This is a genomic window from Bradyrhizobium sp. SZCCHNR1051, assembly GCF_032489615.1.
Classification (GTDB): Bacteria; Pseudomonadota; Alphaproteobacteria; order Rhizobiales; family Xanthobacteraceae; genus Bradyrhizobium.
The window spans coordinates 132,059-158,480 of sequence record NZ_JAUEYJ010000016.1; the positions used below are offsets into that span (position 1 = coordinate 132,059).

The window sequence follows — 26,422 nt, forward strand, 5'->3', positions numbered from 1 at the left end:
AGACGAGCCGGTTGGAACGAGGCGGACACTCCCATCGGGGCGGGGGACTTCGCCAATGAGGCCCCCGATCCGGGGATGTCGGGCTCTGTCCTCGCGAAAGCCCGCAGGCGGTGATCATCGGTGACCGCCGTAACTTCGGCACGTCTGTTGCGTATTCCCGGCATCGGCGGCAAGAAGCGTCGTGCCCCGGCTTGCGCCTGGAGGGGCGTATCGCGGGACTCGCATGATCCAGAACGTATCGATTCCGGCCGCGTTCATTGCTGGCCTGGTCAGTTTTCTTTCGCCCTGCGTGCTACCGCTGGTTCCGCCTTATCTGGTCTATCTCACCGGCGCCACGATCGAGCACATCGAGAGCGAGGAGCCTCCGGCCGCGTCGCGCCGCGCCGTGATGATCTCGGCTGCACTGTTCGTGCTGGGCTTCTCGACCGTGTTCGTGATGCTGGGGGCGAGCGCTTCGCTGATCGGCGGCCTTATCCGGGCCTGGTCGGAGCAGTTGTCCATTCTCGCCGGCATCGTCATCATCGTGATGGGCCTGCACTTCCTCGGCCTGACCCGGATCGCGTTCCTGATGCGCGAAGGTCGGCTGCCGATCCCCAAGCCGGTCGGCCTGTGGGGCGCCTACGTCATGGGGCTCGCCTTCGCCTTCGGCTGGACGCCGTGCATCGGGCCGATCCTGGCGGCGATCCTCTCGATCGCAGCCGCGGAGACGACAGTCGCCAAGGGGGCCGGGCTTCTTGCCGTCTATTCCGCCGGCCTCGGCATTCCGTTCCTGGTCGCGGCGTTCATGATCGAACAGTTCTCGGCGCTGTTCATCCGCATGCGTGGCCATCTCGTGAACATCGAGCGCGCGATGGGCGTGCTGATGATCGCCACCGGCATCGGCTTTCTCACCGGCGCGGTCTCGACCTTCAGCATCTGGCTGCTCGAGACGTTCCCGGCGCTGCAGAGGTTCGGCTGACGCGGCTCAATCGTCGAGCTTGCAGGTGATGGTGTAGACCACGCCCGGTGGCAGGAAGTCGACCGTCGCCTCGCCGCCGAGCTGATCGCGCGCGCTGCGCACGATCAGGCGGGAGCCGAAGCCGCGCTGGATCGGCGCCGAGACCACCGGGCCGCCGGTTTCCTGCCACACCAGCCGCAGCCGTGCCGGCAGCTTCTTCGCCGCGTCGGCCGCGCTCGCCAGCTCCCAGGACAGGTCGACCGTGCCGGTGTCGTTGGAGAGCGCACCATACTTGGCGGCGTTGGTTGCGATCTCGTGCACGATCATCGACAGCACCACGGCGAGCCGCGGCGACAGCGCCACCTTCGGGCCGGAGATCCTGATGCGGTCGGGCGTGTTGAGGCGGTAGGGCTTGAGCACGCGCTCGATCACGTCCTGCAGCTCAGAACCCTGCCATTTCTCCTTGCTGAGCAGATTATGCGCCTCGGCGAGCGCGCCGAGCCGGCCCTCGAACTTCTCACGCTCATGGCGGCTGGCGCTGCGGAAGGTCTGCACCGCGATCGCCTGCAGGATCGCCAGCGTGTTCTTGACCCGGTGATTGAGCTCCTCGATCAGCAGGTCGTGCAGCATCTCGGCGCGCGCGATCGTCGTCGCCATCCGCACCGCAAAGGCCAGACCGATCGCCAGCATGATGCCGCCGAGCAGGCTGGTGACGGCGAGGTTGCGCCACAGCGGCGCCACAAGCGAATCCTCGGCGATACCGGCGCCGATGGTCCATCCGGTGAGGGTGGAATGGGTGAAGCTCGACAGCAGCGGCACGCCCTCGAGCGATACGCTCGACAGCGTCGCCTCCTGCCCGCTGCGCATGCGATCAAACACCGATGGCGAGGCCTGCTTGCCTATCGTGTCCGCCGGATTTGGCACGCGTGCGAATACGGTCGCCTTGCGGTCGAGCAGCGACAAGGTCCAGTCCGGGTTCGGCCGCTGCTTTTCCAGGATGGTCTGGAACATCTCGATCGGCGGGCTGAACGAGATGTCATAGACGACTTCGCCGTCGCGAAAGACGGGCACCTCGACGGTGACGATCAGGCTCTTCTTCACGACGCCGTAGAAAAGGTCGGAATATTGCGGCTGCCGGGTCTCGAACACGCGGCGGGTGATCTCGCGGTTGTTGCGCGTCGGCAGGTGAGCCGTATCCGTCGTCGCCGACGAGAACAGCTGGCGTCCGTTGTGGTCGGCGACCACGATCGTGCCGTTCTTGCCGTACTGCTCGAGGAAGCCCATCGCGATCGGGCGGAAGCGTTCGAAATCGCCGGTGGTCAGGGCATCGGTCAGCGCCAGCACCTGGACGCCGCCAGTCATGCGCTGCATTTCCGCATCGAGCGTCAGCCGGATGCTGCGCACCGTCTCCAGCACGCGCTGACGGGCGTCGCTGCGGTCCTGCATGTAGTTGTGCAAGACGATTCCGCCTGCGAACAGGATGAGCGGCAGCGTGGTCCCTGCGACCAGAAGAGCAAGCCGGATCGGCAGGGAGAGTTTTGGCACGGATGCCCCGTTTGAGCTGGCGCTGCTGATCGCCGTTGGGACTGACGCAGGCGGAGGTGCGTCGGGCGGAGGCGAATTTGTGCAGCGAGCGCATTTCAGGCTGGAGCGGCTGCCTCCGCAAGGGCTCGGCGGTTGCAACCGTTCACATGACTGTCAGCATAGGAGAGCGCGGCGTGCACGCCAAGCGCAACGCGCGGCGATCGCCGGTTCCCTGAGCGGCTTTACCGCCACAGCGCCTCTCCTAGACGTTGCTCTCGCTGATGGCCGCATACACCATCGTGCGCAGTTCGCGGCGGATCGGATAGGCGCTCGACGGCAGCACCTGGGTCATGAAGATCGTGATCAGCTCCTCGGCCGGATCGATCCAGAACGCGGTGGAGGCCGCACCGCCCCAGGCATATTCTCCGGCGCTGCCTGGAATGAGCGTCTTGGCCGGATCCATCGTCACCGAGAAGCCGAGACCGAAGCCGATGCCGTTATAGGCTGCTTCCGCGAACATCGAGCGCGACAGCGCCGGCAGGTCGACGCCGCCCGGCAGATGGTTCGAGGTCATCAGCTTCAGCGTCTTCGGGCCGAGCAGCCTGACCCCGCCGAGCTCGCCGCCATTGACCAGCGCGCGGCAGAACGTCAGATAGTCCGCCGTGGTCGAGCACAGACCGCCGCCGCCTGAGATGAAGTCGGGCGGGCTCAAGAAAGAGCTGGTGGCGGGATCGTCCTGCAAGGTCAGGCCGCCCTTGCGATCGGCGGCGTGGAACGACAAGGCGCCGCCGGCATCGGCCGAGTAGCACGCCGCCAGCCGGTGCGCCTTCGCGGCGGGGACGTGGAAGTCGGTGTCGTTCATGCCGAGCGGATCGAAGATGCGCTCTTTCAGCACTTGCTCGAACGGCTTGTCGGCGATCTTGCCGACGAGATAGCCGACCACGTCGGTGGAGACCGAGTAGTTCCAGGCTTCCCCCGGCGAGAACTCCAGCGGAATGCGCGACAGGTCGTCGATCATCGACTGCAACGTTCCTGCCTTTTCGACCGCGCCGATCTTCGCGTCGCGATACGCGGCATCGACGTTCGAGCGCTGCTGGAAGCCGTAGGTGAGGCCGGAGGTGTGGCGCAAGAGGTCGACGATCAGCATCGGCCGCGCCGGCGGCCGGCTGACAAAGGCCGGCGCGGTGCCGGCGACGAACACGCCCAGATTCTTCCACTCCGGAATGTATTTCGCGACCGGCTCGTCGAGCGCGACCTTGCCTTCCTCGACCAGCATCATGAAGGCGACCGAGGTGATCGGCTTGGTCATCGAATAGATGCGGTAGATCGTGTCGTTCCTGACCGGGACCTTGCGCTCGACGTCGGCATAGCCGAGCGAGCTCGCATGCACGATCTTGCCGCGGCGATAGACCATCAACTGCGTTCCGGGAAAGCGGCCGGCCTCGATATAGCGCTGCCGCAGATGGACATCGATGCGATCGAGCGCGGCTTTCGACATGCCGACGGTTTCGGGCGAGGCGGGTGTCGGGGCGAGCATCGGGCGTCTCCGCTATGATCGGTTTCTGGCGGCCTGCGCGAGGATCGGCCGCACATGCCGTTTGTTCCGGGTGATAGCCGAAAAACGCGCCGCGTCCAATGGCAGGCCAGGGATGCGTCGTGTACCCTTTGCGCCGGGAGGAATTGGCAATGACACAATTCAACGAGGCCGAGCTCACGGAGGCCGTCGTCGCGAGCTTCGAAGGGACACCCGATCCGCGCGCGAAATTCCTGCTGCAGGAATTGGTGAAATCGCTGCACGATTATGTGCGCCGGACGGAGCTCACTTTCGACGAGTGGGCCGCCGCCATCGACTTTCTCACCCGCACCGGACAGACCTGCACCGCGAGCCGGCAGGAGTTCATCCTGCTGTCCGACGTGCTCGGCGTGTCGATGCTGGTCGACGCCATCAATCATCGCGACCGGGCAGGGGCGACGGAGACGACCGTGCTCGGCCCGTTCTACGTCGGCGAGCACAAGGTGACGCCCCACGGCACCGACATCTCGGCGGATCTCAAGGGCGAGAAGATGTTCGTCCAGGGACGGGTCACCGATCTGTCGGGTGCCCCGCTGGCAGGCGCCGCGGTCGATGTCTGGCATGCCGACGACGAGGGCTTCTACGATTCGCAGCGGCCGTCCTATGCGAGCGATGGTCCGTCGTCGCGGGCGCGCTTCATCACCGACGCGGACGGTCGCTTTTTCTTCCGCACCATCCTGCCCTGCAGCTATCCGATCCCGACCGACGGTCCGGTGGGACAGATGATCCTGAGCACCAAACGCCATCCGATGCGGCCGGCTCATGTGCATTTCCTGGTGGACGCCAAGGGCTACGAGCCGCTGATCACCCACGTCTTCGTCGGCGGTGACGAATATCTCGACAGCGATGTCGTGTTTGGCGTCAAGAACGACCTCGTCGCCCAAGTGGAGCGGCGCAGCGACGCGGTGATGCCGGACGGTAAGCTGGCCGTCGGGCCATGGCACTTCATGACCTATGATTTCCGCATGAAGCCGGGAGCGGGCGCGGCGCCGAGACCGCTCGGCGCGATCGCGCCTGAACCCGCCTGAGCTGTGGCGGCCGGCAGGTCCGACTACCAGCCGCCGTGGCGAGCCGCGAGCAGGATGACGACTGCGATCGCGAGCAGCGCAGTCGTTGCTTTCCAGAACAGCAGCGGATTGCGCTCGATCAGGGGCGTCCGGCTGTCGCCGACATAGGCCGGATTGGGGTGCCGAAGGTCGAAGACGAATTCGGAGAGGCTCTCGTAACGTTTGGCGGCGATGGGATGGACGGCGCGTCGAAGTGCGCCGTCGATCCAGAGCGGGACGGCTTGGTCATCGCCGGAGGCCGGCAGATAGCGCACCTTGCGAAACTGCGCCCGGGTTCTTGCGCGCGCCATCTGCGCGCCGTAGGGCAATCGCCCCGTCAGCATCTGGTAAGCGATGACTCCGAGTGAGAACTGATCGGACCATTCGGAGCCGCCCTCGCCGAGAAAATATTCCGGCGCCGTATACTGCTGGGTGCCGAGGATGCTGTCGTGGTCGGCAGCCGGGTCGGCCTCGACCACGCCGCTGACGCGCACCGATCCGAAATCGATGATCTTCACCGTTCGGGTCCGGTCGATCATGATGTTCTGCGGCCGCAGATCCTGGTGCAGCATTTCCTTTCGATGCAGCGCCTGCAGCCCCTTGGCGATCTGCTCGATGATGTCTCTGATGGCATCGAGATCGGCTTTGGGATGGTCGATCATCCATTGCGCCAAGGTCTGGCCTTCGACGAATTCGGTGACGACGTAGAGATGATCGCGGCGCCGCGTCGATGGGAAGGCCTTCAGCACATGCGGGTTATCGATCCGCCGCGCGATCCAGTCTTCCATCAGGAACCGTTTGAGATAGGCGGCATCGCCACGCAGGTCGATCGACGGCACCTTGATGGCGACGGCGAGCTCGGTCTCGACGTCGATGGCCAGATAGATGTGGCTGCGGCTGCTGGCATGGATCTCGCGCACGATCCGGTAACCCTCGAAGATCATCCGCGCGTCCAGGAGCGGCGCCGGCGGCAGCTGCTCGGCCTGGACCGGGATCTCGGCGGCATCGCCGGCGCCGAGTTCGTCGATCCGCACGATCTGGATCGTGAGATTGTCCGCACTGCCCTGCGCCAGTGCCTCAGCGACGATGATGCGGGCCGCCTGATCGAGGTCGTGGGAATTCTCCTTCAACACGTTGGCGACAAAACGCTTGCCCACGTGCTCGTGAACGCCGTCCGTCGCGAGCACGAAGATGTCGCCGCGCTCGATCCGAATGGCCTGATAGTCGATTTCGACCTCGGGATTGACCCCGAGCGCACGCCCCAGATAGCTCTGCTGCGACGAGATGATGACGCGATGATCGTCGGTGAGCTGCTCGAGCGAATGGCCTGCGGGGCGATAGATGCGACAATCGCCGATATGGAAGAGATGCGCCGTGGCCGCCTTGATCACGATCGCGCTGAGCGTGCAGACATAACCTTTGTCGCGGTCATAGGCGTATTGGCTGGCTCTGGTCTGGGCGTAGAGCCAGGAGTTGGCCGCGGCGATCACGCGTCGCGCCGAGGTCTTCACCGACCAGGCATCCGGCGTGCAGTAATAGTCGGTCAGGAAGCTCTTGACCGCCGACTCGCTCGCAATGTGGCTGACCTCGCTGCTGCTGATCCCGTCCGCGATCGCGATCGCGATGCCCTTCAGGCTGAGCGCCGGCTCATCGGGAATCAGAGCGCCGTGGAAGTCCTGGTTGCCCGGCTTCTGCCCTTTGTCGGAATGCGCTCCGATTGTGATCCGCAATGGCATTTGGGCTGTCGGGCGAAATGAAGGGAGCCCGACCTTACCGGGGCCGGGCTCTCCAAGGGAAACGGAATCAGGCCGCGGCGCGAGCTGCGATCTTGGCATCACGCTTCGGCTGCGTCCTGATGTGGGTGGCATAGAGCGTCAGGCCGGTGAACGAGAGGCCGCCGACGAGATTGCCGAGCACGGTCGGGATCTCGTTCCAGACCAGGTAGTCCATGATCGAGAACTTCGCATGGAGCATCAGCCCCGACGGGAACAGGAACATGTTCACCACCGAATGCTCGAACACCATGTAGAAGAAGACCAGGATCGGCATCCACATCGCCAGCACCTTGCCCGGGACCGTCGTCGAGATCATCGCACCGACCACGCCGGTGGAGACCATCCAGTTGCACAGCATGCCGCGGATGAACAGCGTCGCCATTCCGGCCGCGCCATGCGCCGCGTAGCCGAGCGTCCGGCCTTCACCGATATTGCCGATCACAGCGCCGACCTTGTCCGGCTCCTGCGTGAAGCCGAACGTGGTCACGAATGCCATCATGAAGGCAACCGTCAGTGCTCCGGCGAAATTGCCGATGAAGACAAGTCCCCAGTTGCGCAGCACGCCTGCGATCGTCACACCCGGACGTTTGTCGATCAATGCCAGCGGCGACAGCACGAACACGCCGGTCAGCAGATCGAAGCCCAGCAAATAGAGCATGCAGAAGCCGACCGGAAACAACAGGGCGCCGATGAGCGGCTGGCCGGTGTTCACGTTGATGGTGACGGCAAACCAGGCCGCGAGCGCCAGGATCGCGCCCGCCATGTAGGCGCGGATGACGGTGTCGCGGGTCGACATGAAGATCTTGGACTCGCCTGCGTCCACCATCTTGGTCACGAATTCTGAAGGCGCGAGATACGACATTCAAACGTCCTTTGCTTGCTCTCGGGAGTCGATTGCGCGCTGCCTTGCGAGAGGTTCTGGCTCTCGAGGGACATCGCCACGGGCAGGCGGATCGGATGTCGAATGCGGGAAGGGCGTCACGACGATTCGCGCAGAGGAGCCCTCGGTCGCGTGTGCGCATCCGTCCCGGAGATCAGCGCCATCGGCGTCGACAGTCCGGCGAACCGCAGTCATCGTTGACTTGCAGAACCAGAAGCAATGCGTGTGCCAAATTTGACGCCACCGAGAAAGTCAGTGATTTCAAGCGACTGCGCTGGAGTTTCTCTGCTGCAGCTGCCTGAAAGGGCTCTTTTGGTGCCCTGATGCTCACGGAACAATCTCTCCATGCTTATTTTGTGTGCGCCGCACACAAAGTGTGCGAATCGCAAATTTTGGATGCGGCCCGCTGCCTCTGATGGATTGTTGTGCAACGCTAAAGGCTTGAATTTGCCTGACAAATCCGAATCGGCACGTTGGCACGAAGCTTGAAAGAGCGTGTCCGACGCCATCGATGCCGTCCGCGCAACCCTCATCCGAATCGTGACGCTGCCCCTTCCGAGGCCTCCTCGGAACACGCCTTTGTGCGTGGTGCAGCGACCCGCAACGGACGGCCATTCACCATCGAGCGCTCTTCAGACAAAGGACGACAGCACTCATGACGAAGACTGCCAATCCTGTTCGCCGCAACGGCCTCAGCCGTCGTCAGCTTCTCAAGGCCGGTGCCGGCACGGCCGCGCTGCTCGCTGCCGCGAAGCTGGGCTTTCCCGGCGGAGCCTTTGCCCAGGGGGCAGGGCCGGAAGTCACCAGTGCCAAGCTCGGCTTCATCGCGCTCAGCGATGCCGGCCCGCTGTTCGTCGCCAAGGACAAGGGCCTCTTTGCGAAATACGGCATGCCTGATGTCGATGTGCAGAAGCAGGCCTCATGGGGCACAACGCGCGACAATCTCGTGCTCGGCTCCGAGGGCAACGGCATCGACGGCGCGCACATCCTGACTCCGATGCCCTACCTCATCTCCTCGGGCAAGGTGACGCAGAACAACCAGCCGACGCCGATGTACATCCTGGCGCGCCTCAATCTCGATGCGCAGTGCATCTCGGTCGGCAAGGAGTACGCCGACCTGAAGCTCGGTCTCGATACCGCGCCGTTCAAGGCCGCGCTGGAGAAGAAGAAGGCCTCCGGCAAGTCCGTGAAGGCCGCGATGACCTTCCCGGGCGGCACCCACGATCTCTGGATCCGCTATTGGCTCGCCGCCGGCGGCATCGATCCCGACAAGGACATCGAGACCATCGTGGTGCCGCCGCCGCAGATGGTGGCCAACATGAAGGTCGGCACCATGGACTGCTTCTGCGTCGGCGAGCCGTGGAATGCGCAGCTCGTCAACCAGGGCATCGGCTACACCGCCGTCACGACGGGCGAGATCTGGAACAAGCATCCCGAAAAATCCTTCGCGATGCGCGCCGCCTTTGTCGACAAATATCCGAAGGCCGCGAAGGCGTTGACGATGGCGGTGATGGAAGCCCAGCAGTGGGCCGACAAGATGGAGAACAAGCAGGAGCTCGCGACCATCATGGCCAAGCGGCAGTGGATCAACTGCCCGGTCGAGGACGTCGCCGGGCGCTCGGCCGGCAAGTTCGACTACGGCACCGGCAAGGTCGTCGAGAACTCGCCGCACATCATGAAGTACTGGAGCGACTTCGCATCCTATCCATTCCAGAGCCACGATCACTGGTTCATCACCGAGGACATCCGGTGGGGCAAGTATGAGGCCGGCTTCGACGCCAAGTCGCTGATCGCCAAGGTCAACCGCGAGGACATCTGGCGCGAGGCCGCCAAGGAGATGAACGTCGCCGCCGCCGAGATTCCGACCTCCAAGTCGCGCGGCAAGGAGACCTTCTTCGATGGCAAGGTGTTCGATCCGGAAGATCCCACCGCCTACCTGAAGTCGCTGTCGATCAAGCGCGTCGACGCCTGATCAGGACTCTCGCCGCGCGCGGAAAGCGCGCGGCCCCTCTCATTGCACGGAGAAAGGTTTCCGATGTCCATGCCAGCGTTGAGCAACGATAGTGCTCCCCAGGTCGTGCCGACCGCGGCGGCGTCCACCTCGGCGTCCATCGTAACGATGACGCCCAAACAGCCGCCGAAGGCCGAGCGCTATGTAAAGATGGCACGTGAGGCCGCGGTGCGCGTGGTGCCGCCGCTGATCGTGCTGGCGCTGTTCCTGCTGATTTGGGAGCTGGTCTGCCGCCGGGCCGGCTCGGCGCTGCCGCCGCCCTCCCGGGTCTTCAGCGACACCCGGGAGCTGATCTTCGATCCGTTCTTCGATCATGGCGGCATCGACAAGGGCTTGTTCTGGCATCTCGAAGCCAGCCTCCGGCGCGTCGCCTTCGGCTACGCGATTGCCGTCGTCGTCGGCGTCGGTGTCGGCACGCTGATCGGCCAGTCGGTGTGGGCCATGCGCGGCCTCGATCCGATCTTCCAGGTGCTGCGCACGATCCCGCCGCTCGCCTGGCTGCCGCTGTCGCTGGCGGCCTTCCGCGACGGCCAGCCGTCGGCGATCTTCGTCATCTTCATCACTTCGGTGTGGCCGATCATCATCAACACCGCGGTCGGCATCCGCAACATTCCGCAGGACTACCGCAACGTCGCCGCGGTGGTGCAGCTCAATCCGCTGGAGTTCTTCGCCAAGATCATGATCCCGGCGGCCGCGCCCTACATCTTCACCGGCCTGCGCATCGGCATCGGCCTGTCGTGGCTCGCGATCGTCGCGGCCGAGATGCTGATCGGCGGCGTCGGCATCGGCTTCTTCATCTGGGACGCGTGGAACTCCTCGCATATCAGCGAGATCATTCTCGCGCTGTTCTATGTCGGCATCATCGGCTTCGTGCTCGACCGCATGATCGCGGTGGTCGGCAAGATCGTCACCCGCGGCACTGCGACGAATTGAGAGGTAGAGATCATGGCCTATCTGAAGCTCGACCACGTCGACAAGACCTTCACCCGCGGCACCGCTACCACCGAAGTGCTGAAGGACATCAACCTCTCGATCGAGAAGGGCGAGTACGTCTCGATCATCGGCCATTCCGGCTGCGGCAAGTCGACGATGCTCAACATCGTGGCGGGGCTCACCACGGCCACGACCGGCGGCGTGCTGCTGGAGGAGCGCGAGGTCAATTCGCCGGGACCTGACCGCGCGGTGGTGTTCCAGAACCACAGCCTGCTGCCCTGGCTCACGGTCTATGAGAACGTGCGGCTCGGCGTCGACAAGGTGTTCGCCAAGACCAAGACCCGGGCCGAGCGCGATGCCTGGACCATGCACAATCTGAACCTCGTGCAGATGGCCCATGCCAAGGACAAGCGTCCGAACGAGATCTCCGGCGGCATGAAGCAGCGCGTCGGCATTGCCCGTGCGCTCGCCATGGAGCCGAAGGTGCTGCTGCTCGACGAGCCGTTCGGCGCGCTCGATGCGCTGACCCGGGCGCATCTGCAGGATTCCGTGATGGCCCTGCATCAGAAGCTCGGCAACACCATCCTGATGATCACGCACGATGTCGACGAGGCCGTGTTGCTGTCCGACCGTATCGTGATGATGACCAACGGTCCGAGCGCACGGATCGGCGAGGTGCTCGAGGTCGCGCTGCCGCGTCCGCGCAAGCGGCTCGAGCTCGCGACCAACGCGACCTACGTGAAGTGCCGCCAGCGCGTGCTGGAATTCCTCTATGAGCGCCATCGCTACGTCGAGGCGGCGTGACGATTCGAACGCGGAGGACGGATCGAACCGCCCTCCGCCTCGGGCGACTAACGGGTTCTCGTCTCCATCATCGAAGGATTTCCCATGACGCCGTCTCAGATCGCATTGGTTCAGGATAGCTTTGCCAAGGTCGCGCCGATCTCCGACCAGGCCGCGGGCATCTTCTACGATCGCTTGTTCGAGGTCGCGCCGCAGGTGCGGCCGATGTTTCCAGACGATCTCACCGAGCAGCGCAAGAAGCTGATGGCGACGCTGGCGGTCGTCGTGAATGGATTGGCGAACTTGCCTGCGATCCTGCCGGCAGCAAGCGCGCTGGCCAAGCGCCACGTCGATTATGGTGCCAAGCCCGAGCACTATCCGGTGGTCGGCTCTGCGCTGCTGTGGACCCTGGAGAAGGGACTGGGCGAGGCCTGGACGCCCGAGGTCGCCGAGGCCTGGACCGCGGCCTATGGCACGCTGTCCGGCTTCATGATCGCGGCAGCCTACGGCAAGGCGCAGGCTGCGGAGTAGCATCGTTGAGTGAACCGCTCGTCATCGTCGGCAATGGCATGGCCGCTGCAAAGCTGGCCGAGGAGCTGTCGCAGACCGCGCTCGGCCGCTACGCGATCGCCGTCATTGGCGAGGAGCCGCGTCTGGCCTACAACCGCGTGCTGCTGTCGTCGGTGCTGGCCGGCGAGGCTGCGTCCCACGAGATCGAGCTCAAGCCAGCCACCTGGTGGCGCGAGCGCGGCGTGACGCTGAAATACGGCGCGCGCGCGACCGGCATCGATGTCGGCCGCCGCGAGCTGCAGATCGAGAACGACGAGAACGTGGCGTTCTCGCGCCTGGTTCTGGCCACCGGCTCGCTGCCGCTGCGGCTTCCCGTGCCCGGCGCCGATCTGCCGGGCGTGCACACGTTCCGCGACAGCCGCGATACCGACGTGCTGTTGGCGCTCGCGGCGAAGAAGGGGCGCGTGGTGGTCGTCGGCGGCGGCCTGCTCGGGCTGGAAGCGGCCTATGGCCTGGCGCGTGCCGGCGCCAGGGTGACGCTGTTGCATCTGATGGACCGGCTGATGGAGCGGCAGCTCGATGCGCCGGCGGCCGCGTTGCTGAAGGCGCTGGTGGCGCGCAAGGGGATCGAGGTTCTGCTCAATGCCAGCACCGCGGCCATCCATGGGGACGGGCGGGTCGAAGGAGTCGAGCTGGCCGATGGACGGCGCCTCGCCACCGACGCCGTGATCTTCGCGGCCGGAATCCGGCCGAACGTTGCGCTGGCGAAAGAGGCGGGGCTCGCCGTCAACCGCGGCATCGTCGTCGATGACGCCATGCAGACCTCGGCCCCCGGCATCTTCGCGCTCGGCGAATGCGCCGAGCATCGCGGCACCTGTTATGGGCTGGTCGAGCCGGCCTACGAGCAGGCGCGGGTGCTGGCGCGGCATCTGGCCGGCCGCCAGGCGGCCTATGGCGGCAGCGTCGTGTCGACCAACTTGAAAGTGTCCGGCGTATCCGTGTTCTCGGCGGGCGACTTCATCGGCGCCGAGGGCAGCGAGGCGATCGTGCTCAACGATGCCAAACGCGGCATCTACAAGAAGCTCGTCATCACGGAGGGGCGCCTCACCGGCGCCGTGCTGATCGGTGAGACTCAGGACGCGTTGTGGTATCGCGAGCTGATCCGGAGCCGCGAGCCGGTTGCAGCGATCCGGACGGCGATGATGTTCGGCCGCGCGGGCGCGCGGCCGCAGGCAGCGTGAGAAGGGGCCACGCACGACGATGACGACGGTCGATCCGAAGCTGCTGACGGTGCGCACTGCGTGTCCTTACTGTGGTGTCGGTTGTGGCGTGCTCGCCACGCCCGACGGCCGCGGCGGCGCTGCCATCTCCGGCGATCCGATGCATCCCGCCAATCTCGGCCGGCTTTGCTCCAAGGGCTCGGCGCTCGGCGAGACGCTCGGGCTCGAGAGCCGGCTGCTGTACCCGATGATCCGCTGCAAGGGCGGCATGCAGCGGGTGGCGTGGAGCGATGCGCTCGATCACGTCGCGACCCGCCTGAAGCACATCGTCGCCCGCGACGGCGAGGATGCGGTGGCGTTCTATCTCTCCGGCCAGATGCTGACCGAGGACTATTACGTCGCCAACAAGCTGATGAAGGGCTTTCTCGGCTCGGCCAATGTCGACACCAACTCGCGGCTGTGCATGGCCTCGTCGGTCGCCGGCCACCGCCGCGCCTTCGGCGCCGACACCGTGCCCGGCACCTATGAGGATCTCGATCAGGCCGATCTGCTGGTCTTCGTGGGCAGCAATGCCGCCTGGTGCCATCCGGTGCTGTATCAGCGCATGCTGGCCAACAAGCAGACGCGCGGCGCCAGGTTCGTGGTCATCGATCCACGTCGCACCGACACGTCGAGCGACGCCGATCTGTTCCTGGGATTGAAGCCTGGCACTGATGCGGCGCTGTTTTCCGGCCTGCTGGTGCATCTCGCCGACAGCGGTGCGCTCGATCACGACTACATCAACGCTCACACCAGCGGCTTCGACGAGACCCTGGCTCGCGCCCGCAGCCTCGCCGGCAGCGCCGCGGCGACCGCGCTCGCCACCGGCCTATCCGAAGTCGACGTCGCCGCCTTCTTCAAGCTGTTCCGCGAGACTCCCAAGGTCGTCACCCTCTATTCGCAGGGCGTCAACCAGTCGGCGCAGGGCACCGACAAGGTCAACGCGATCCTCAACTGCCATCTCGCGACAGCGCGCATCGGCAAGCCGGGCATGGGGCCGTTCTCGCTGACCGGCCAACCCAATGCGATGGGCGGCCGCGAGGTCGGCGGGCTCGCCAACCAGCTCGCCGCCCACATGGGCTTCACGCCGCCGGACATCGACCGCGTCCGCCGCTTCTGGAAGGCCAAGGACATCGCCACCCATGAGGGTCTCAAGGCGGTGCAGATGTTCGAGGCGATCGCGCGCGGCGAGATCAAGGCGTTGTGGGTGATCGGCACCAACCCCGCGGTGTCGCTGCCGGACGCCGATCTGGTCCGCGCCGCGCTCAAGAAGCTCGAGCTGTTCGTCGTGTCCGAGAACGTCCGCTCCAACGACACCGTCGATACCGGCGTCCACGTGCTGCTACCGGCGCAGGCCTGGGGCGAGAAGTCGGGCACGGTCACCAACTCCGAGCGCCGCATCTCGCGCCAGCGCGCCTTCCTGGCGCCGGCCGGCGAGGCCATGCCGGACTGGTGGATCCTGAGCGAGGTCGGCAAACGGCTCGGCCACGCCAGCGCCTTCAACTACAACTCTGCGGCCGACGTGTTCCGCGAGCATGCGGCATTGTCGGCGTTCGAGAACGACGGCACGCGCGATTTCGACATCGGCGCGCTGGCCTCGCTCATTGACGACGAATACGAGACGATGGCGCCGGTACAATGGCCGGCGCGCGCGGGCAAGCCGCCCGAGCCGCGCTTCTTCGCCGACGGCGCCTTCTTCACCAACGACAGCAAAGCGCGCTTCGTCGCGCCGGAAGTGCCGGCGCTGCGCGGTGAGACCACCGCCGCCCGCCCGCTGCGCCTGAACACCGGGCGCATCCGCGACCAGTGGCACACGATGACCCGCACCGGCTTGAGCCCGCGGCTATCAGCGCATCTGCCGGAGCCGTTCGTCGAGGTGCATCCGGACGACGCGCTGAAATGCGGCCTGATGCATGACGGCTTCGCCAAGGTGACGACCGAGCACGGCCAGTGCATCCTCAAGGTCGTGGTCAGCGAGCGCCAGCAGCGCGGCATGCTGTTCGCGCCGATCCATTGGAACGCCACCAACTCATCGCATGGTCGCGTCGGCGCGCTGGTCGCCTCCCACACCGATCCGTTCTCCGGCCAGCCCGAGGCCAAGGCGACCCCGGCTGCGATCAGTTCTTATGAGTACGTATTCCGCGGCTTCATCCTGTCGCGCAACGAGCTCACGCTGCCGTCCAACCTCTGGTGGGCGCGCGCGACGGTGCAGGGCGGCTTGGGCTATCTGTTCGCCGATAACGGCGATCTGTCGCGCTGGCCGGCCTGGTTCAAGGCGCGCGCCACCGACGACGTCACGGACTACATGGATGTCGGCGGCGGCGTCTATCGCGCCGCGTCGTTCGCCGGCGATCGCATCGAAACCTGTCTCTTCGTCGGCCCCGGCCATGATGCCGGCGACTGGAACGTCGTGAAGACGATGTTCGCCGCCGATCGCCTCGACGACGACCAGCGTCGCGTGCTGCTGTCCGGCCGCGCGCCCGACGGCGTCGGCGGCGGCCCGATCGTCTGCGCCTGCTTCGGCGTCGGCCGCGACACCATCTGCGATGCGATCACGGCAGGTGCGCGCACGCCCGCCGCCATCGGTGCGCAGCTCAAGGCCGGCACCAATTGCGGCTCGTGCATTCCGGAGATGAAGCGGCTGATCGCGCAGACGGCCACGGACGCCCCGCCCATCGCGGCGGCGAGCTAGCCGAGAACACTGTCATTCCGGGGCGAGGCCAACGGCCTCGAACCCGGAATCTCGACATGGTGGAAATGAAACAGCGCAAGACGAGCTCGGGATTCCGGGTTCGACGCTGACGCGTCGAACCGGAATGACGTGGGTGTGGAGGCGCGTCAGATGCCTTGAGCAGGGAGGCACCCAATCGACGTCGTGCGCCTCATCCACTATGCTCCCGCGCATGAAGCACAAGACATTCGGAACCGGCGGAGCCAGCGTCTCCGTCATCGGGCAGGGCACCTGGTATCTCGACCACGCCGATCGCAGCCGCGCTATTGCCACGTTGCGGCGCGGCCTGGATCTCGGCATGAGCCACATCGATACCGCGGAGATGTATGGCGATGCCGAGCTGGTCATCGCCGAGGCCATCGCCGGCCGGCGTGACGACGTATTCCTGGTCTCGAAGGTGCTGCCAAGCAACGCCTCGCGCAAGGGCACCATCACCGCCTGCGAGCGCTCGCTGAAGCGGCTGAAGACCGACCGGCTCGACTGCTATCTCCTGCACTGGCCGGGCTCCTATCCGCTCGCGGAGACGGTGGCGGCGTTCGAGGAGCTCAAGGCCGCCGGCAAGATCGGGTCCTGGGGCGTCAGCAATTTCGACGTCGACGATCTCGGCGAGTTGCTCGATGTCGCCGGCGAAGGCCAAATCGCCTGCAACCAGGTGCTCTACCATCTGCAGGAGCGCGCCATCGAGCACGCGGTGATCCCGTGGTGCGGCCAGCATGGCGTCGCCGTCGTCGCCTACTCGCCGTTCGGCCATGACGACTTTCCGGAACGCCGCAGCGCCGGCGGCGAGGTGCTGCAGCGCATCGCGGAGCAGCATGGCGCAACGCCGCGCCAGATCGCGCTCGCCTTCCTGACGCGGACGTCGTCGCTGCTCGCGATCCCCAAGGCGTCGCGGCCCGAGCATGCCGAGCAGAATGCCGCGGCCGGCGACATCGAGCTGACCGCAGCCGAGATCGCCGCAATCGATCGCGCCTTTCCGCGCGGGCCGAAGCCGCGCGGGCTGCCCATGCTGTAATGCAGCATCACGGAAAATTACGGATGTTTGCTACTCCGGCGCGTGGCAACGCATAAGTGCTGCCCGCTTCGATGGGTTGTCGCGGCGTCGCGATTGGCGTTTTGTCGCCACTCACCGAATCGTCCCCGTTCCAAAACTCCCGAGTTCGACCGTGACCCCGCCACCGAGTGCGGCCGCAGCCGCGCGCCTCGACGACGTGCCGACCTCCGTGCAGGAGAAGCCGCAGGCCACGCGCAAGCGCGCGCCCGCGCGGGCCGACCGGCCGTTCCGCGGCATCGCGCTGATCCTGCTGTCGACCGTGTTCCTCGGCACCTCGGACGTCACAGCGAAATATCTCTCGAAGACGCTGCCCTCGATCGAGATCACCTGGATCCGCTTCGTCATATTCGCAGCGATCATGGTGCCGGCGATGATCCCGGGCTCGCCGCTGTTCGCGATGCGCACCGAGCGGCTCAAGTTCCAGCTGCTGCGCGGCGTTGCGCTGCTCGGCTCGTCGCTGATGTTCATCACCGGTTTACGCTATCTGCCGATTGCCGAGGCTTCCGCGACCGGCTTCGTCGCGCCGCTGTTCGTCACCGCGTTGTCGATCGTGTTCCTCAGCGAGAAGGTCGGCCTGCGCCGCTGGATCGCAACCGCCGTCGGCCTGTGCGGCGTCCTCGTCATCCTCCGGCCCGGCACTGGCGCGTTCCATCTTGCCGCGCTGTTTCCGATCGTCTCGGCGTTCGCCTGGGCTTGCACCCTGATCATGACGCGGATGATGAGCGGGCGTGAGCACGCCATCACGATCATGACCTATTCCTCGATCGCCGGCCTCTGCGTGCTCACGGCAATCGTGCCGTTCGTCTGGACCACGCCGTCCTGGCAGGACATCGGCTTCGGCGTGCTGGTCGGCGTCGCCTCGACCATGGGGCAGTGGATCGTCGTGCTGGCGTTCCGCTATGCCGACGCCTCGGTGCTGGCGCCGTTCTCCTACACCCAGCTCTTGTGGGTCAGCATCCTCGGCTTCCTGGTGTTCGGCGAGGTGCCGGACGTCTGGACCATCGTCGGCGCCGCCTTCATCGTCTCCAGCGGCCTCTACACCGCCCATCGCGAGCGCGTCCGCCGCTCGCAACTGCTGCAGGTCGCCGGCGAGAGCTCGCCGAATCCGTGAGCCCTCGCTCGCGCATCCCTGGCGAATACGGGGGTGTGAATTTTTGGGCGGATGCGTTGCGCGATCGCCACAACCGGTGCGAAACGCGTAATGATCTGAAATCATTGGAAAAACGCATTCGCATCCCGCCCCGACCACCAAGTCTGAGCTGCTAGGTCTTGGACTGCACGAGACCGTGCAGAGCAGGGCTTGGGAGTGTCGGAGTGGGGATGTCGAGCGACAACACGGCTGACCGGGCTGTCCGCTGGCGGGTTGGCGGATTGGTGCTCGTGGTCGGGCTCGGGCTGGCGACGGCCGCGCAGGCGCAAACCGACTACACCTGGGGCGGTCCCGGCGCCACGACGACGACCTCCGACTACAATCTCTCGACCAACTGGGAGACCCCGCCGGCCGGCGCGCCGCCCGCATCGGGCGGCCAGGAGGCGCTGTTCGGGGCCACCGGCGCATCGACCATCACGGTCACGGCGCCGATCAATCCGGATTCCTGGATCTTCCTCAGCAACGCCCAGTCCTATTCGATCGGCGGCGCCGACGTGAATTTCGGCGTCGCCGGCTCCGGCTGGGGCTTCATCAACAACGCCAATTCCGGCCAGACGATCACGATCGGCAACAATCTCGGCGAGACCGTTGCCGGCGTCCGTGCCGAGCTGCTCGGCAACAGCACCACCATCCTGCTCGGCACCAATTCCTACTCCGGCGGCACCTTCGTCGGCAGCGTCGCGACCCTGCAGCTCGGCGATGCCACCCACACCGCCCGGATCGTCGGCGACGTGTCGAATTTCGGCATCTTCAACATCGTCAGGGCCGACACGTCCGGCATCGTCTCGCTCACCAATGATGGCGGCACCACCAACTTCCTCGGTGCGAGCTCCGCCGGCACGATGACGATCGTGAACCAGTCGATCGCCACGACCGCGTTCGGTGTCGCCGGCGGCACGGACACGGCCACGGCCGGCAACGCCGTGATCACCAACCATCAGGGCCGCACGCTGTTCAACGCCAATACCAGCGCCGGCAACGCGACGATCACCAACGACACGTTCAGCATGCTGGCGTTCGTCAATGCCGCCACGGCCGCCAATGCGGTCATCACCAATGGCGGCAATTCCTACGTGATGTTCGGGATCGGCTTCGGCAGCGACACCCCGTCGGCCGGCAATGCCACCATCACCAACAACATGAACGGCCAGGTCCAGTTCAACGCCCATTCCACCGCGGCGAACGCGACCGTCACCACCAATGACGGCGGCTCGACGCTGTTCTTCGATCACGCCAGCGCCGGCTCCGCCACGATCATCACCAATGATGGCGGCCGCACCCGCTTCCTCGACAATACGACCGGCGGCACCGCCCAGTTCGTCACCAATGGCACCGGCGTGGTCGATTTCTCCGGTAGCACGGGTGTCAATGGCGACGGCCGCATCACCGCCGGCTCGCTGGCGGGCTCCGGCAACTACTACATCGGCGCCTTCAACACGCTGGTGGTCGGCGCCAACAATCTCTCCACCGAGGTCTCCGGCGTGATCGGCGACACCGATCCTTGCGGGTGCGGCACCATCGGCCCAGGCTCGCTGACCAAGGTTGGCAGCGGCAAGCTGACATTGTCCGGCGTCAATACCTACACCGGCACGACCACGATCGACGGCGGCATCCTCGCCGTGAACGGCTCGATCGCCGGTAGCAATGTCGTGGTGAATTCCGGCGGCGCGCTCGGCGGCAACGGCATCGTCGGCAGCACGCTCATCAACGGCGGCGCACTCGCGCCGGGCAATTCGATCGGGCTGCTCACCGTGCAGGGCAACCTCGTGTTCACGACGGCTGCGAGCTACATGGTCGAGGTATCCCCGGCCAGTGCCGACCGGGTCAACGTGACGGGAACGGCGACGCTCGGCGGCGCCACCGTGCAGGCGAGTTTCGCGCCCGGTAGCTACGTCAACAAGCAGTACACGATCGTCAATGCGACCGGCGGCGTCAGTGGCACCTTCAATGCGCTGGTCAACACCAACCTGCCGGCCAATTTCACTTCTCGTCTGAGCTACGACGCCAACAATGTCTATCTGAACCTGACGCTTGGCTCGACCGGCACCAACAACACCAACCAGCAGAACGTCACGGACACCACGACCGGCTATTTCAACCGCACCGGCGGCATTCCGCTCGCCTTCGGCGCGCTGACCCCGGCCGGCCTGACGCAGGTCTCCGGCGAGATCGCCACCGCTCCGCAGCAGGCGATGTTCGAATCGATGAAGATCTTTCTTGGCCTGATGACCGATCCTTTCGTCGCCGGTCGCAGCGCGAGCGCATCTAGTCCGGCTGCGGCGTTCGCCGACGCAGGGCGGGGCGCCGCGCCGCGCGATGCCTTCGCGCGCATGCCGGTGAAGGCCACACCGGCCCAGCGCTTCGATGAGCGCTGGAGCACCTGGGCCGCGTCGTTCGGCGGCGGCTCGTTCACCGATGGCAACGCCGCGCTCGGCTCGAACAACGTCACGATCCGCGAGGTCGGCTTGGCCGCTGGCGCCGATTACATCGTGTCGCCGAGCTGGCTGGCCGGCTTCGCGCTGTCGGGCGGCGGCACCAGCTTCGGCGTCAATGGCGGCGGCAGCGGCCGCTCCGACCTGTTCCAGGCCGGCGCCTTCACCCGCTATCGCCATGGTCCGGACTATCTCTCCGCCGCGCTCGCCTATGGCTGGCACGACGTGACCACCGACCGCACCGTGACCGTCGCCGGCGTCGACCAGCTCCGCGCCCGCTTCAATGCGTCGGCCTATTCGGCCCGCCTCGAGGCCGGCCGCCGCTATGCCACGCCGTGGGGCGGGATCACGCCCTATCTCGGCGGCCAGGCGACGGCTTACGTGCTACCGTCCTATGCCGAGCAGGTGCTCTCCGGCGCCGGCACCTTCGCGCTGACCTATGCCGGCAAGACTGTCACCGATGCGCGCACCGAGCTCGGCGCGCGCGTCGATCGGTCGTTTGCGCTCGCCGACGCCGTGCTGTCGCTGCGCAGCCGCGCCGCCTGGGCGCACAATTTCAACCCGGATCGCACCATGACCGCCGGCTTCCAGCTGCTCCCGGGCACGAGTTTCGTCATCAACGGCGCTGCGCAGTCGCGCGACCTTGCGCTGACCACGGCCTCGGCCGAAATGGCCTGGCGCAACGGCTGGTCGGCGGCTGCGACCTTCGAGGGCGAGTTCTCGACCATCAGCCGCTCCTATGCCGGCAAGGGCGTGGTGCGCTACAGCTGGTGATCGCGCGACGTCGTGTGGCTTGGAGCCGGCGTGCACCGATGCTAGGGGTGCGCTGAGCAACAAGAACAACAGGGAGCACGACGCCATGATCAACCTGACGCCCGAGACCGTCCTGCCCGACGACGGCACCAGCGGCACGCTGGTTGGCCGGGTCTGGCGCCCCGACGTGGACGGACCGGCCGTGGTCGCCGTGCGCGACGACGGCGTGTTCGACGTCACTTCGGCTTTCCCCACCGTCAGCGCCCTCTGCGAGCACGACGATCCGGCGGCGGCCCTGCGCGCGATGAAAGGCCAGCGCATCGGCGATCTCGCCGGGATCCTCGCCAACACCCCGCCGGATCGCCGCAATCCGGCCAAGCCCTGGCTGCTGGCGCCGGTCGATCTGCAGGTGCTGAAGGCGGCGGGCGTCACCTTCGCGATCTCGATGCTGGAGCGTGTCATCGAGGAGCGCGCGCGCGGCAACCCGGCCTCCGCCGAGGCGATCCGCAAGGAGGTGGTGCGTCTGGTCGGCGACGATTTCTCCAAGCTCAAGCCGGGCTCGGACCAGGCGATGCACCTGAAGCAGGTGCTGATCGAGCAGAACGCCTGGAGCCAGTATCTCGAGGTCGGCATCGGGCCCGATGCCGAGGTCTTCACCAAGGCGCCGACCTTGTCATCTGTCGGCACCGGCATGGATGCCGGGCTGCATCCGAAATCGACCTGGAACAACCCGGAGCCGGAGGTGGTGCTCGCGGTGTCGAGCCGCGGCCGAATCGTCGGCGCGATGCTCGGCAATGATGTCAACCTGCGCGACTTCGAGGGCCGCTCGGCGCTGCTGCTGTCAAAGGCCAAGGACAACAACGCCTCCTGCGCCATCGGTCCCTTGCTGCGGCTGTTCGACAAGAGTTTCACGCTCGACGACGTCAGGCAAATGGATGTCGCGCTGACCGTGACCGGCAGCGACGGCTTCGTGCTGGACGGCCATTCCTCCATCAGCAAGATCAGCCGCGATCCGACCGATCTTGTCGCCCAGACCATCGGCGCGGTGCACCAATATCCCGACGGCTTCGCGCTGTTCCTCGGCACCATGTTCGCCCCGGTGAAGGACCGCGACGCACCCGGGCAGGGCTTCACCCACAAGCGCGACGACATCGTTACCATCTCGGCCCCGCAGCTCGGCCGCCTCGTCAACCGCATGCGCAACAGCGACGAATGCGAGCCGTGGACTTTCGGCGTCGGTGCCTTGATGCGGAGTTTGGCGCGGCGCAAGCTGATCTGAGGCTTGCTTAGTCGTTATTCCGTCATGCCCGGGCTTGTCCCGGGCATCCACGTCCTCCCACGTATGCCGAATGACGTGGATGGCCGGGACAAGCCCGGCCATGACGACATGGAGATAGACGAGGACGGCGCTCTGGTCCTCGTATGCGGTCGCCCTGTTGCGGATACCCGGCCGCAGTCCTCACACGTGCCCCGACGCCATCTGCCCGGCGGCGCGGCGGGCGCGCTCCTGCAACTGCGTGGGATCGCCCAGCGCGGCACGCTCTCGCACCACCGACAATGCATGGTCGCGCTCGGCCGCCGCGCTGCGGCGCGGCTCGGGGCGGCGCAGGCCGAGATCATCCTCGATCGGATCCTTCGGCACCAGCGACAGCGCCCGCTCGAACGGATCGAGCGAGGCCTCGCGGCCCTTGCCGCTGTCGCGGCTCGGCTCGGGCTCCGGCGACCGCCGCGCCACCAGCGTCTTGATGCGTCCGATCAGGCCGGACGGCGCTTCCGGCGGAGCCGGGTCGAACGGATCGGCATAGAAGGTCGCACCGGCCTTCTCGACCATGCCGGCGAGCGCGCTGACCATGCGCGGCGAGCCGCAGGCATAGACGACGTCGGAGGCGGTCAAGGTCGGCATGTGCGGCTCGATCCGTCCGGTGCGGATCGAGGGATGATCGATCGGGCCTTCCTCGACGGTCGGGATGATCGTGACGTTCGGCAGACGCGCGAGCTGTGCCAGGATCGGCGTCATGTAGAGCTGCGGCAGCTTCTTGGCGCCGGCGATGATCACCATCGGCCGGCTGCGGGACTCGCGCAGCGCCATCGCGGCGATCGCCCAGATCGGCGCGAAGCCGGTGCCGCTGCCGGCGAGGACGAGACGGCCGGTGCCGCCCGGGCGCAGGAACGCATGCCCATACGGCCCCTGGATGCGCAGCCGATGGCCGGGACGGATGCCGCTGCCGAGCGCGGTCGTGACGCGGCCGCCACGCACGCGCTTGATGTTGAGATGGATGACGCGGCCGCCGATGCGGCCGTCGAACGACGCCGTCGGACTGTAGGCGCGCGCCGGATAGCCGTTGAAGGTGAACTTGAAGTACTGCCCCGGCAGATAGCTGATGCTCTTCTCCGGGGCGATCATCAGCTCCATGATGTCGGGCGCGACCTCGCGCAGGCCGACCAGGCGCGCCTTGCTGGTGTCGATCTCGGGCACGTCCTCCATCTCGACGTCGAGGTCGGACACGACGCGCGCCTGGCACGCATAGATCATGCCCTGCGTATGCGTCTCGCCGCACACCGTCTGCCCCTTGGAGACATGAACCATGCAGGTGCCGCAGGTGCCGGCGCGGCAGTCGAACGGAATCTCGACGCCGTTGGCCAGCGCGCCATCGAGCAGCACGTCACCCGCGCGGACGCGGAACTGGCGGCCCTTGACGGTGACGGTCCTGAAGTTCGACATGGTTCACTCCTCGATCGAATACGCTGTGACAATGTGGGCTGAAGGACGCCGCGGGATCACGCCCTGTCGGGTGAGACGCGGATGAGGTTCTTGTTGGCCGTGCTCTCGAACCGGCTCGACCAGTAGTTCGAGGCCATCACCGGCCGCTTCAGCCAGCTCACCTTCGGCGAGCGCAGCACCAGGAACCAGAAGAAGAACGGCGTCGTGACGAGGTGCGAGACCAGCGGAAACCAGTCCGGCAGCAGCGACGCCGGACCGGGCAGGCGATACCAATAGTAGGTGCTGACCGCCGTCGCGGCGAAGATGCGGTGCATCCGGGTGCGGGTGGCCGGCTTGTAGCGCAGCATGTGCTCGCCGATCCTGAACACGATGTAGCTGATGACGGCCGCGCCGAACGGCCAGACATAGGCAGTGATGATCTCGGCACTCCCGACCTGCTGCGGCGGATAATCCGGCACCTGGAACCAGCCCCAGACGAAGCCGGGAAAGCTGCCGATCAGGAAGTTGCCGAGGAACTGCTGCACCTTCGTCGGCACGCCCGCGGTCGGCGTCAGCTCCGGCGTCGAGTCCGGGCACGGATTGCTGCAGGCCTCGCAGATATTGCAGCGGGCGTTCTTGAAGGTGAGAGCGGGGTTGGTGCCGTACAGACGCTCGACGGGGTGGATCGGGCACAGCGAGGTGCACCAGCCCGAGCGCATCTCGAACACCGAGCCCATCGCGAACGCCATGACCGCAGCCGACAGCAGCATGAGCGCCGTCAACGGCCCGTCAACATTGAGTCCGATGCGCCGCATCGGCACGACGATGAAGAGCGAGGTTACGCTGATCACCGCTAAGGTCGCCGCGCCCCATTCCGGCATCCGGATGTTCTGCGAGATGCCCATCTTGTTCGGCAAGAGATGAAAGGTCGCCATCGGACAGATGTTGCGCCACAGGCCGGGCGAGATCGTCACCAGCGCCGGCGCGACCGGAATCAGCAGATTCCACATCAGGGCGATGCCGAGCGCAGGGAAGAACAGCAGCAGGTTCACCAGCAGCACGCCAACGACCAGCATGACGGTCTGCATGGTCAGCCAGAATCGCCGCTCGGCCCGGCCGGTGCTGCGGCTGCCGGGCTGCGCGGCCGGCTGATACCTGGCGGGAGCCACCTGCACGGCTACGTGGGTGAGTGGTCGGGCCTCTCGACGGTGCGAAGCGTAGTCGTATTGGGACGAACGTTGAGCGCTGTTGTTTCGCATTGCTTTCCAGGACGCTGGTTACTTGGCACGGCGCGCTGGTGTGACGAGGCCGGGCCAGACGTGCTCGTCCGCCAGGCCTGTTAGTTCGCGTCATCAGCGCATGCTGTGCCGCGGAATCTGCCGACGAGATGTGGCGCTTTTTGACGGCCAATATGGACGTGTCTGGGCCATGCTGCGGTGGGCCTGCGGCCGTTTGATCTGGATCAAATCGAGGAGCATCAAGCATTTGATCTGGATCGAGGTTTGTTTTCGAGTGCGTTTGATCTGGATCAATGACGGCCTTCACCGTGACAGATCGCAGGCGCAATGAAGGCGCGTGTGCGTGGGATGCGGCATGCGAAAGCTGCCCGTCGGGCAAATCGGGGCGTGCGCGAGAAATCCTGTCCAGCCCTGTGCGGAAAAATAAATCGCTTGTCTATTTCGTAAAATCAGCATTAGAGTCCCGCCCGTTCCGTTGCGTCGGAGGGGACGTATCGCGGTCGTCATGGACGTCGGCAGCGGAATGCGATGGGCGTGTGTCGTTGCAGCGTGATCATTCGCGCGGACGAACAGCGATGCACGCACGGTCAAGTCGCGCGGTCCTGGCACCCCGATGCTGGTGTCCCGCGGCGGAGCGCGCAAAGCGCATCGTCGCGCACGGTGGCCAAAAGCCGGCGCACCGGGGAGAACGCGAAGCAGCCGTCAAAACCATCGCGCAGGGAGGGCCGGGCGTGTTCGGCCAGACCTGTGGTACCTGCCGCCTGCATTTTTTTTTCGCAGGCGGGCCACGGGCGCGGCCAGCGCCCGGCCTTCCCTGCGCCCTCTGTTGTCGAGGAGGGTGAAGCGATCAGCATAGCTCGGGCGCAACCCGCCGCGGGACTGCGAACGCATGTGGCGATAGTCGCCGGCGTTGGGGGGGGGACGAGCGCTCTCGTCCAGGATTCCAGTGTCGTCCCGGCGAACGCCGGGACCCATAACCCCAGGGAGATGTTGTTGCGCACGATGTCGACCCAGTCATTCTTCACAATAACTGCCGCGGAGTATGGGTCCCGGCGTTCGCCGGGACGACAGCTGAGATTGCTGAGGCAGCTGGCCTCACACCGGCAGCGCGATCGACTACTTCACCTGGCTCAGC

The 26,422-nt window shown here is 65.9% G+C and carries 19 protein-coding genes; 12 read left to right on the forward strand and 7 right to left on the reverse strand.

Translation table 11 applies throughout. The features are described 5' to 3' along the window. Positions 1-223: 223 nt before the first annotated feature. Positions 224-958: a cytochrome c biogenesis CcdA family protein gene (locus QW868_RS20565; protein WP_315758506.1), complete on the forward strand. Its 735-nt coding sequence runs from the start codon at positions 224-226 to the stop codon at positions 956-958. Between the two features lie 6 nt (positions 959-964). On the opposite strand, the gene QW868_RS20570 is transcribed toward QW868_RS20565, so the two are convergent. Further along, a complete protein-coding gene (locus tag QW868_RS20570; protein ID WP_316231345.1) occupies positions 965-2,482 on the reverse strand; it encodes an HWE histidine kinase domain-containing protein in 1,518 nt (505 codons plus the stop codon). A 241-nt stretch (positions 2,483-2,723) separates the two neighbouring features. Continuing rightward, on the reverse strand, positions 2,724-3,998 hold the full coding sequence (locus tag QW868_RS20575; RefSeq protein WP_316231346.1) for a serine hydrolase domain-containing protein: 1,275 nt from the start codon (positions 3,996-3,998) through the stop codon (positions 2,724-2,726). A gap of 149 nt (positions 3,999-4,147) precedes the next feature. On the opposite strand from QW868_RS20575, the gene QW868_RS20580 reads away from it, so the two are divergent. Then, positions 4,148-5,062, forward strand: coding sequence for an intradiol ring-cleavage dioxygenase (locus QW868_RS20580; protein ID WP_315779524.1), 915 nt, complete (start codon positions 4,148-4,150; stop codon positions 5,060-5,062). Between the two features lie 23 nt (positions 5,063-5,085). On the opposite strand, the gene QW868_RS20585 is transcribed toward QW868_RS20580, so the two are convergent. The 3 genes from QW868_RS20585 to QW868_RS20595 form a co-directional block, all read right to left on the reverse strand. Continuing rightward, entirely contained in the window at positions 5,086-6,816 is a 1,731-nt protein-coding gene (locus tag QW868_RS20585) for a bifunctional protein-serine/threonine kinase/phosphatase (protein ID WP_316231347.1), read from the reverse strand. 67 nt (positions 6,817-6,883) lie between these two features. Further along, positions 6,884-7,717 (reverse strand): formate/nitrite transporter family protein, encoded by an 834-nt coding sequence (locus QW868_RS20590; RefSeq protein WP_316231348.1) that lies wholly within the window; start codon positions 7,715-7,717, stop codon positions 6,884-6,886. Between the two features lie 209 nt (positions 7,718-7,926). Then, a complete protein-coding gene (locus QW868_RS20595; RefSeq protein WP_316231349.1) occupies positions 7,927-8,244 on the reverse strand; it encodes a hypothetical protein in 318 nt (105 codons plus the stop codon). Between the two features lie 146 nt (positions 8,245-8,390). Between QW868_RS20595 and QW868_RS20600 the strand changes: the two genes are divergently transcribed. From QW868_RS20600 to QW868_RS20645, 10 genes are all read left to right on the forward strand, one after another. Further along, on the forward strand, positions 8,391-9,707 hold the full coding sequence (locus QW868_RS20600) for a CmpA/NrtA family ABC transporter substrate-binding protein (RefSeq protein ID WP_316231350.1): 1,317 nt from the start codon (positions 8,391-8,393) through the stop codon (positions 9,705-9,707). Between the two features lie 63 nt (positions 9,708-9,770). Beyond that, positions 9,771-10,679 (forward strand): nitrate ABC transporter permease, encoded by a 909-nt coding sequence (gene ntrB, locus QW868_RS20605; RefSeq protein WP_315737170.1) that lies wholly within the window; start codon positions 9,771-9,773, stop codon positions 10,677-10,679. Between the two features lie 12 nt (positions 10,680-10,691). Then, on the forward strand, positions 10,692-11,483 hold the full coding sequence (locus tag QW868_RS20610; RefSeq protein WP_315737171.1) for an ABC transporter ATP-binding protein: 792 nt from the start codon (positions 10,692-10,694) through the stop codon (positions 11,481-11,483). An 84-nt stretch (positions 11,484-11,567) separates the two neighbouring features. After that, the gene (locus QW868_RS20615) at positions 11,568-11,993 is read left to right on the forward strand and encodes a globin family protein (protein WP_316231351.1); all 426 of its coding nucleotides are present in this window, start codon (positions 11,568-11,570) and stop codon (positions 11,991-11,993) included. Between the two features lie 5 nt (positions 11,994-11,998). After that, a complete protein-coding gene (locus QW868_RS20620) occupies positions 11,999-13,213 on the forward strand; it encodes an NAD(P)/FAD-dependent oxidoreductase (RefSeq protein WP_316231352.1) in 1,215 nt (404 codons plus the stop codon). Between the two features lie 19 nt (positions 13,214-13,232). Then, a complete protein-coding gene (locus tag QW868_RS20625) occupies positions 13,233-15,923 on the forward strand; it encodes a molybdopterin-dependent oxidoreductase (RefSeq protein WP_316231353.1) in 2,691 nt (896 codons plus the stop codon). 211 nt (positions 15,924-16,134) lie between these two features. Continuing rightward, positions 16,135-16,974 carry an aldo/keto reductase gene (locus QW868_RS20630; RefSeq protein ID WP_316231354.1) on the forward strand — a complete coding sequence of 280 codons (840 nt, stop codon included), beginning with the start codon at positions 16,135-16,137 and terminating at the stop codon, positions 16,972-16,974. A gap of 196 nt (positions 16,975-17,170) precedes the next feature. After that, positions 17,171-18,124, forward strand: a complete 954-nt coding sequence (locus tag QW868_RS20635; RefSeq protein WP_316231377.1) for a DMT family transporter — start codon at positions 17,171-17,173, stop codon at positions 18,122-18,124. A gap of 209 nt (positions 18,125-18,333) precedes the next feature. After that, entirely contained in the window at positions 18,334-21,369 is a 3,036-nt protein-coding gene (locus QW868_RS20640) for an autotransporter domain-containing protein (RefSeq protein ID WP_316231355.1), read from the forward strand. Between the two features lie 85 nt (positions 21,370-21,454). Further along, positions 21,455-22,627: a fumarylacetoacetate hydrolase family protein gene (locus tag QW868_RS20645; protein ID WP_316231356.1), complete on the forward strand. Its 1,173-nt coding sequence runs from the start codon at positions 21,455-21,457 to the stop codon at positions 22,625-22,627. Between the two features lie 180 nt (positions 22,628-22,807). Here the strand turns inward: QW868_RS20645 and QW868_RS20650 are convergent, their stop codons facing one another. Continuing rightward, a complete protein-coding gene (locus tag QW868_RS20650) occupies positions 22,808-24,070 on the reverse strand; it encodes a 2Fe-2S iron-sulfur cluster-binding protein (RefSeq protein WP_315799040.1) in 1,263 nt (420 codons plus the stop codon). A gap of 56 nt (positions 24,071-24,126) precedes the next feature. Further along, positions 24,127-25,308, reverse strand: coding sequence for a ferredoxin (locus QW868_RS20655; protein WP_316162136.1), 1,182 nt, complete (start codon positions 25,306-25,308; stop codon positions 24,127-24,129). Between the last annotated feature and the right edge of the window lie 1,114 nt (positions 25,309-26,422).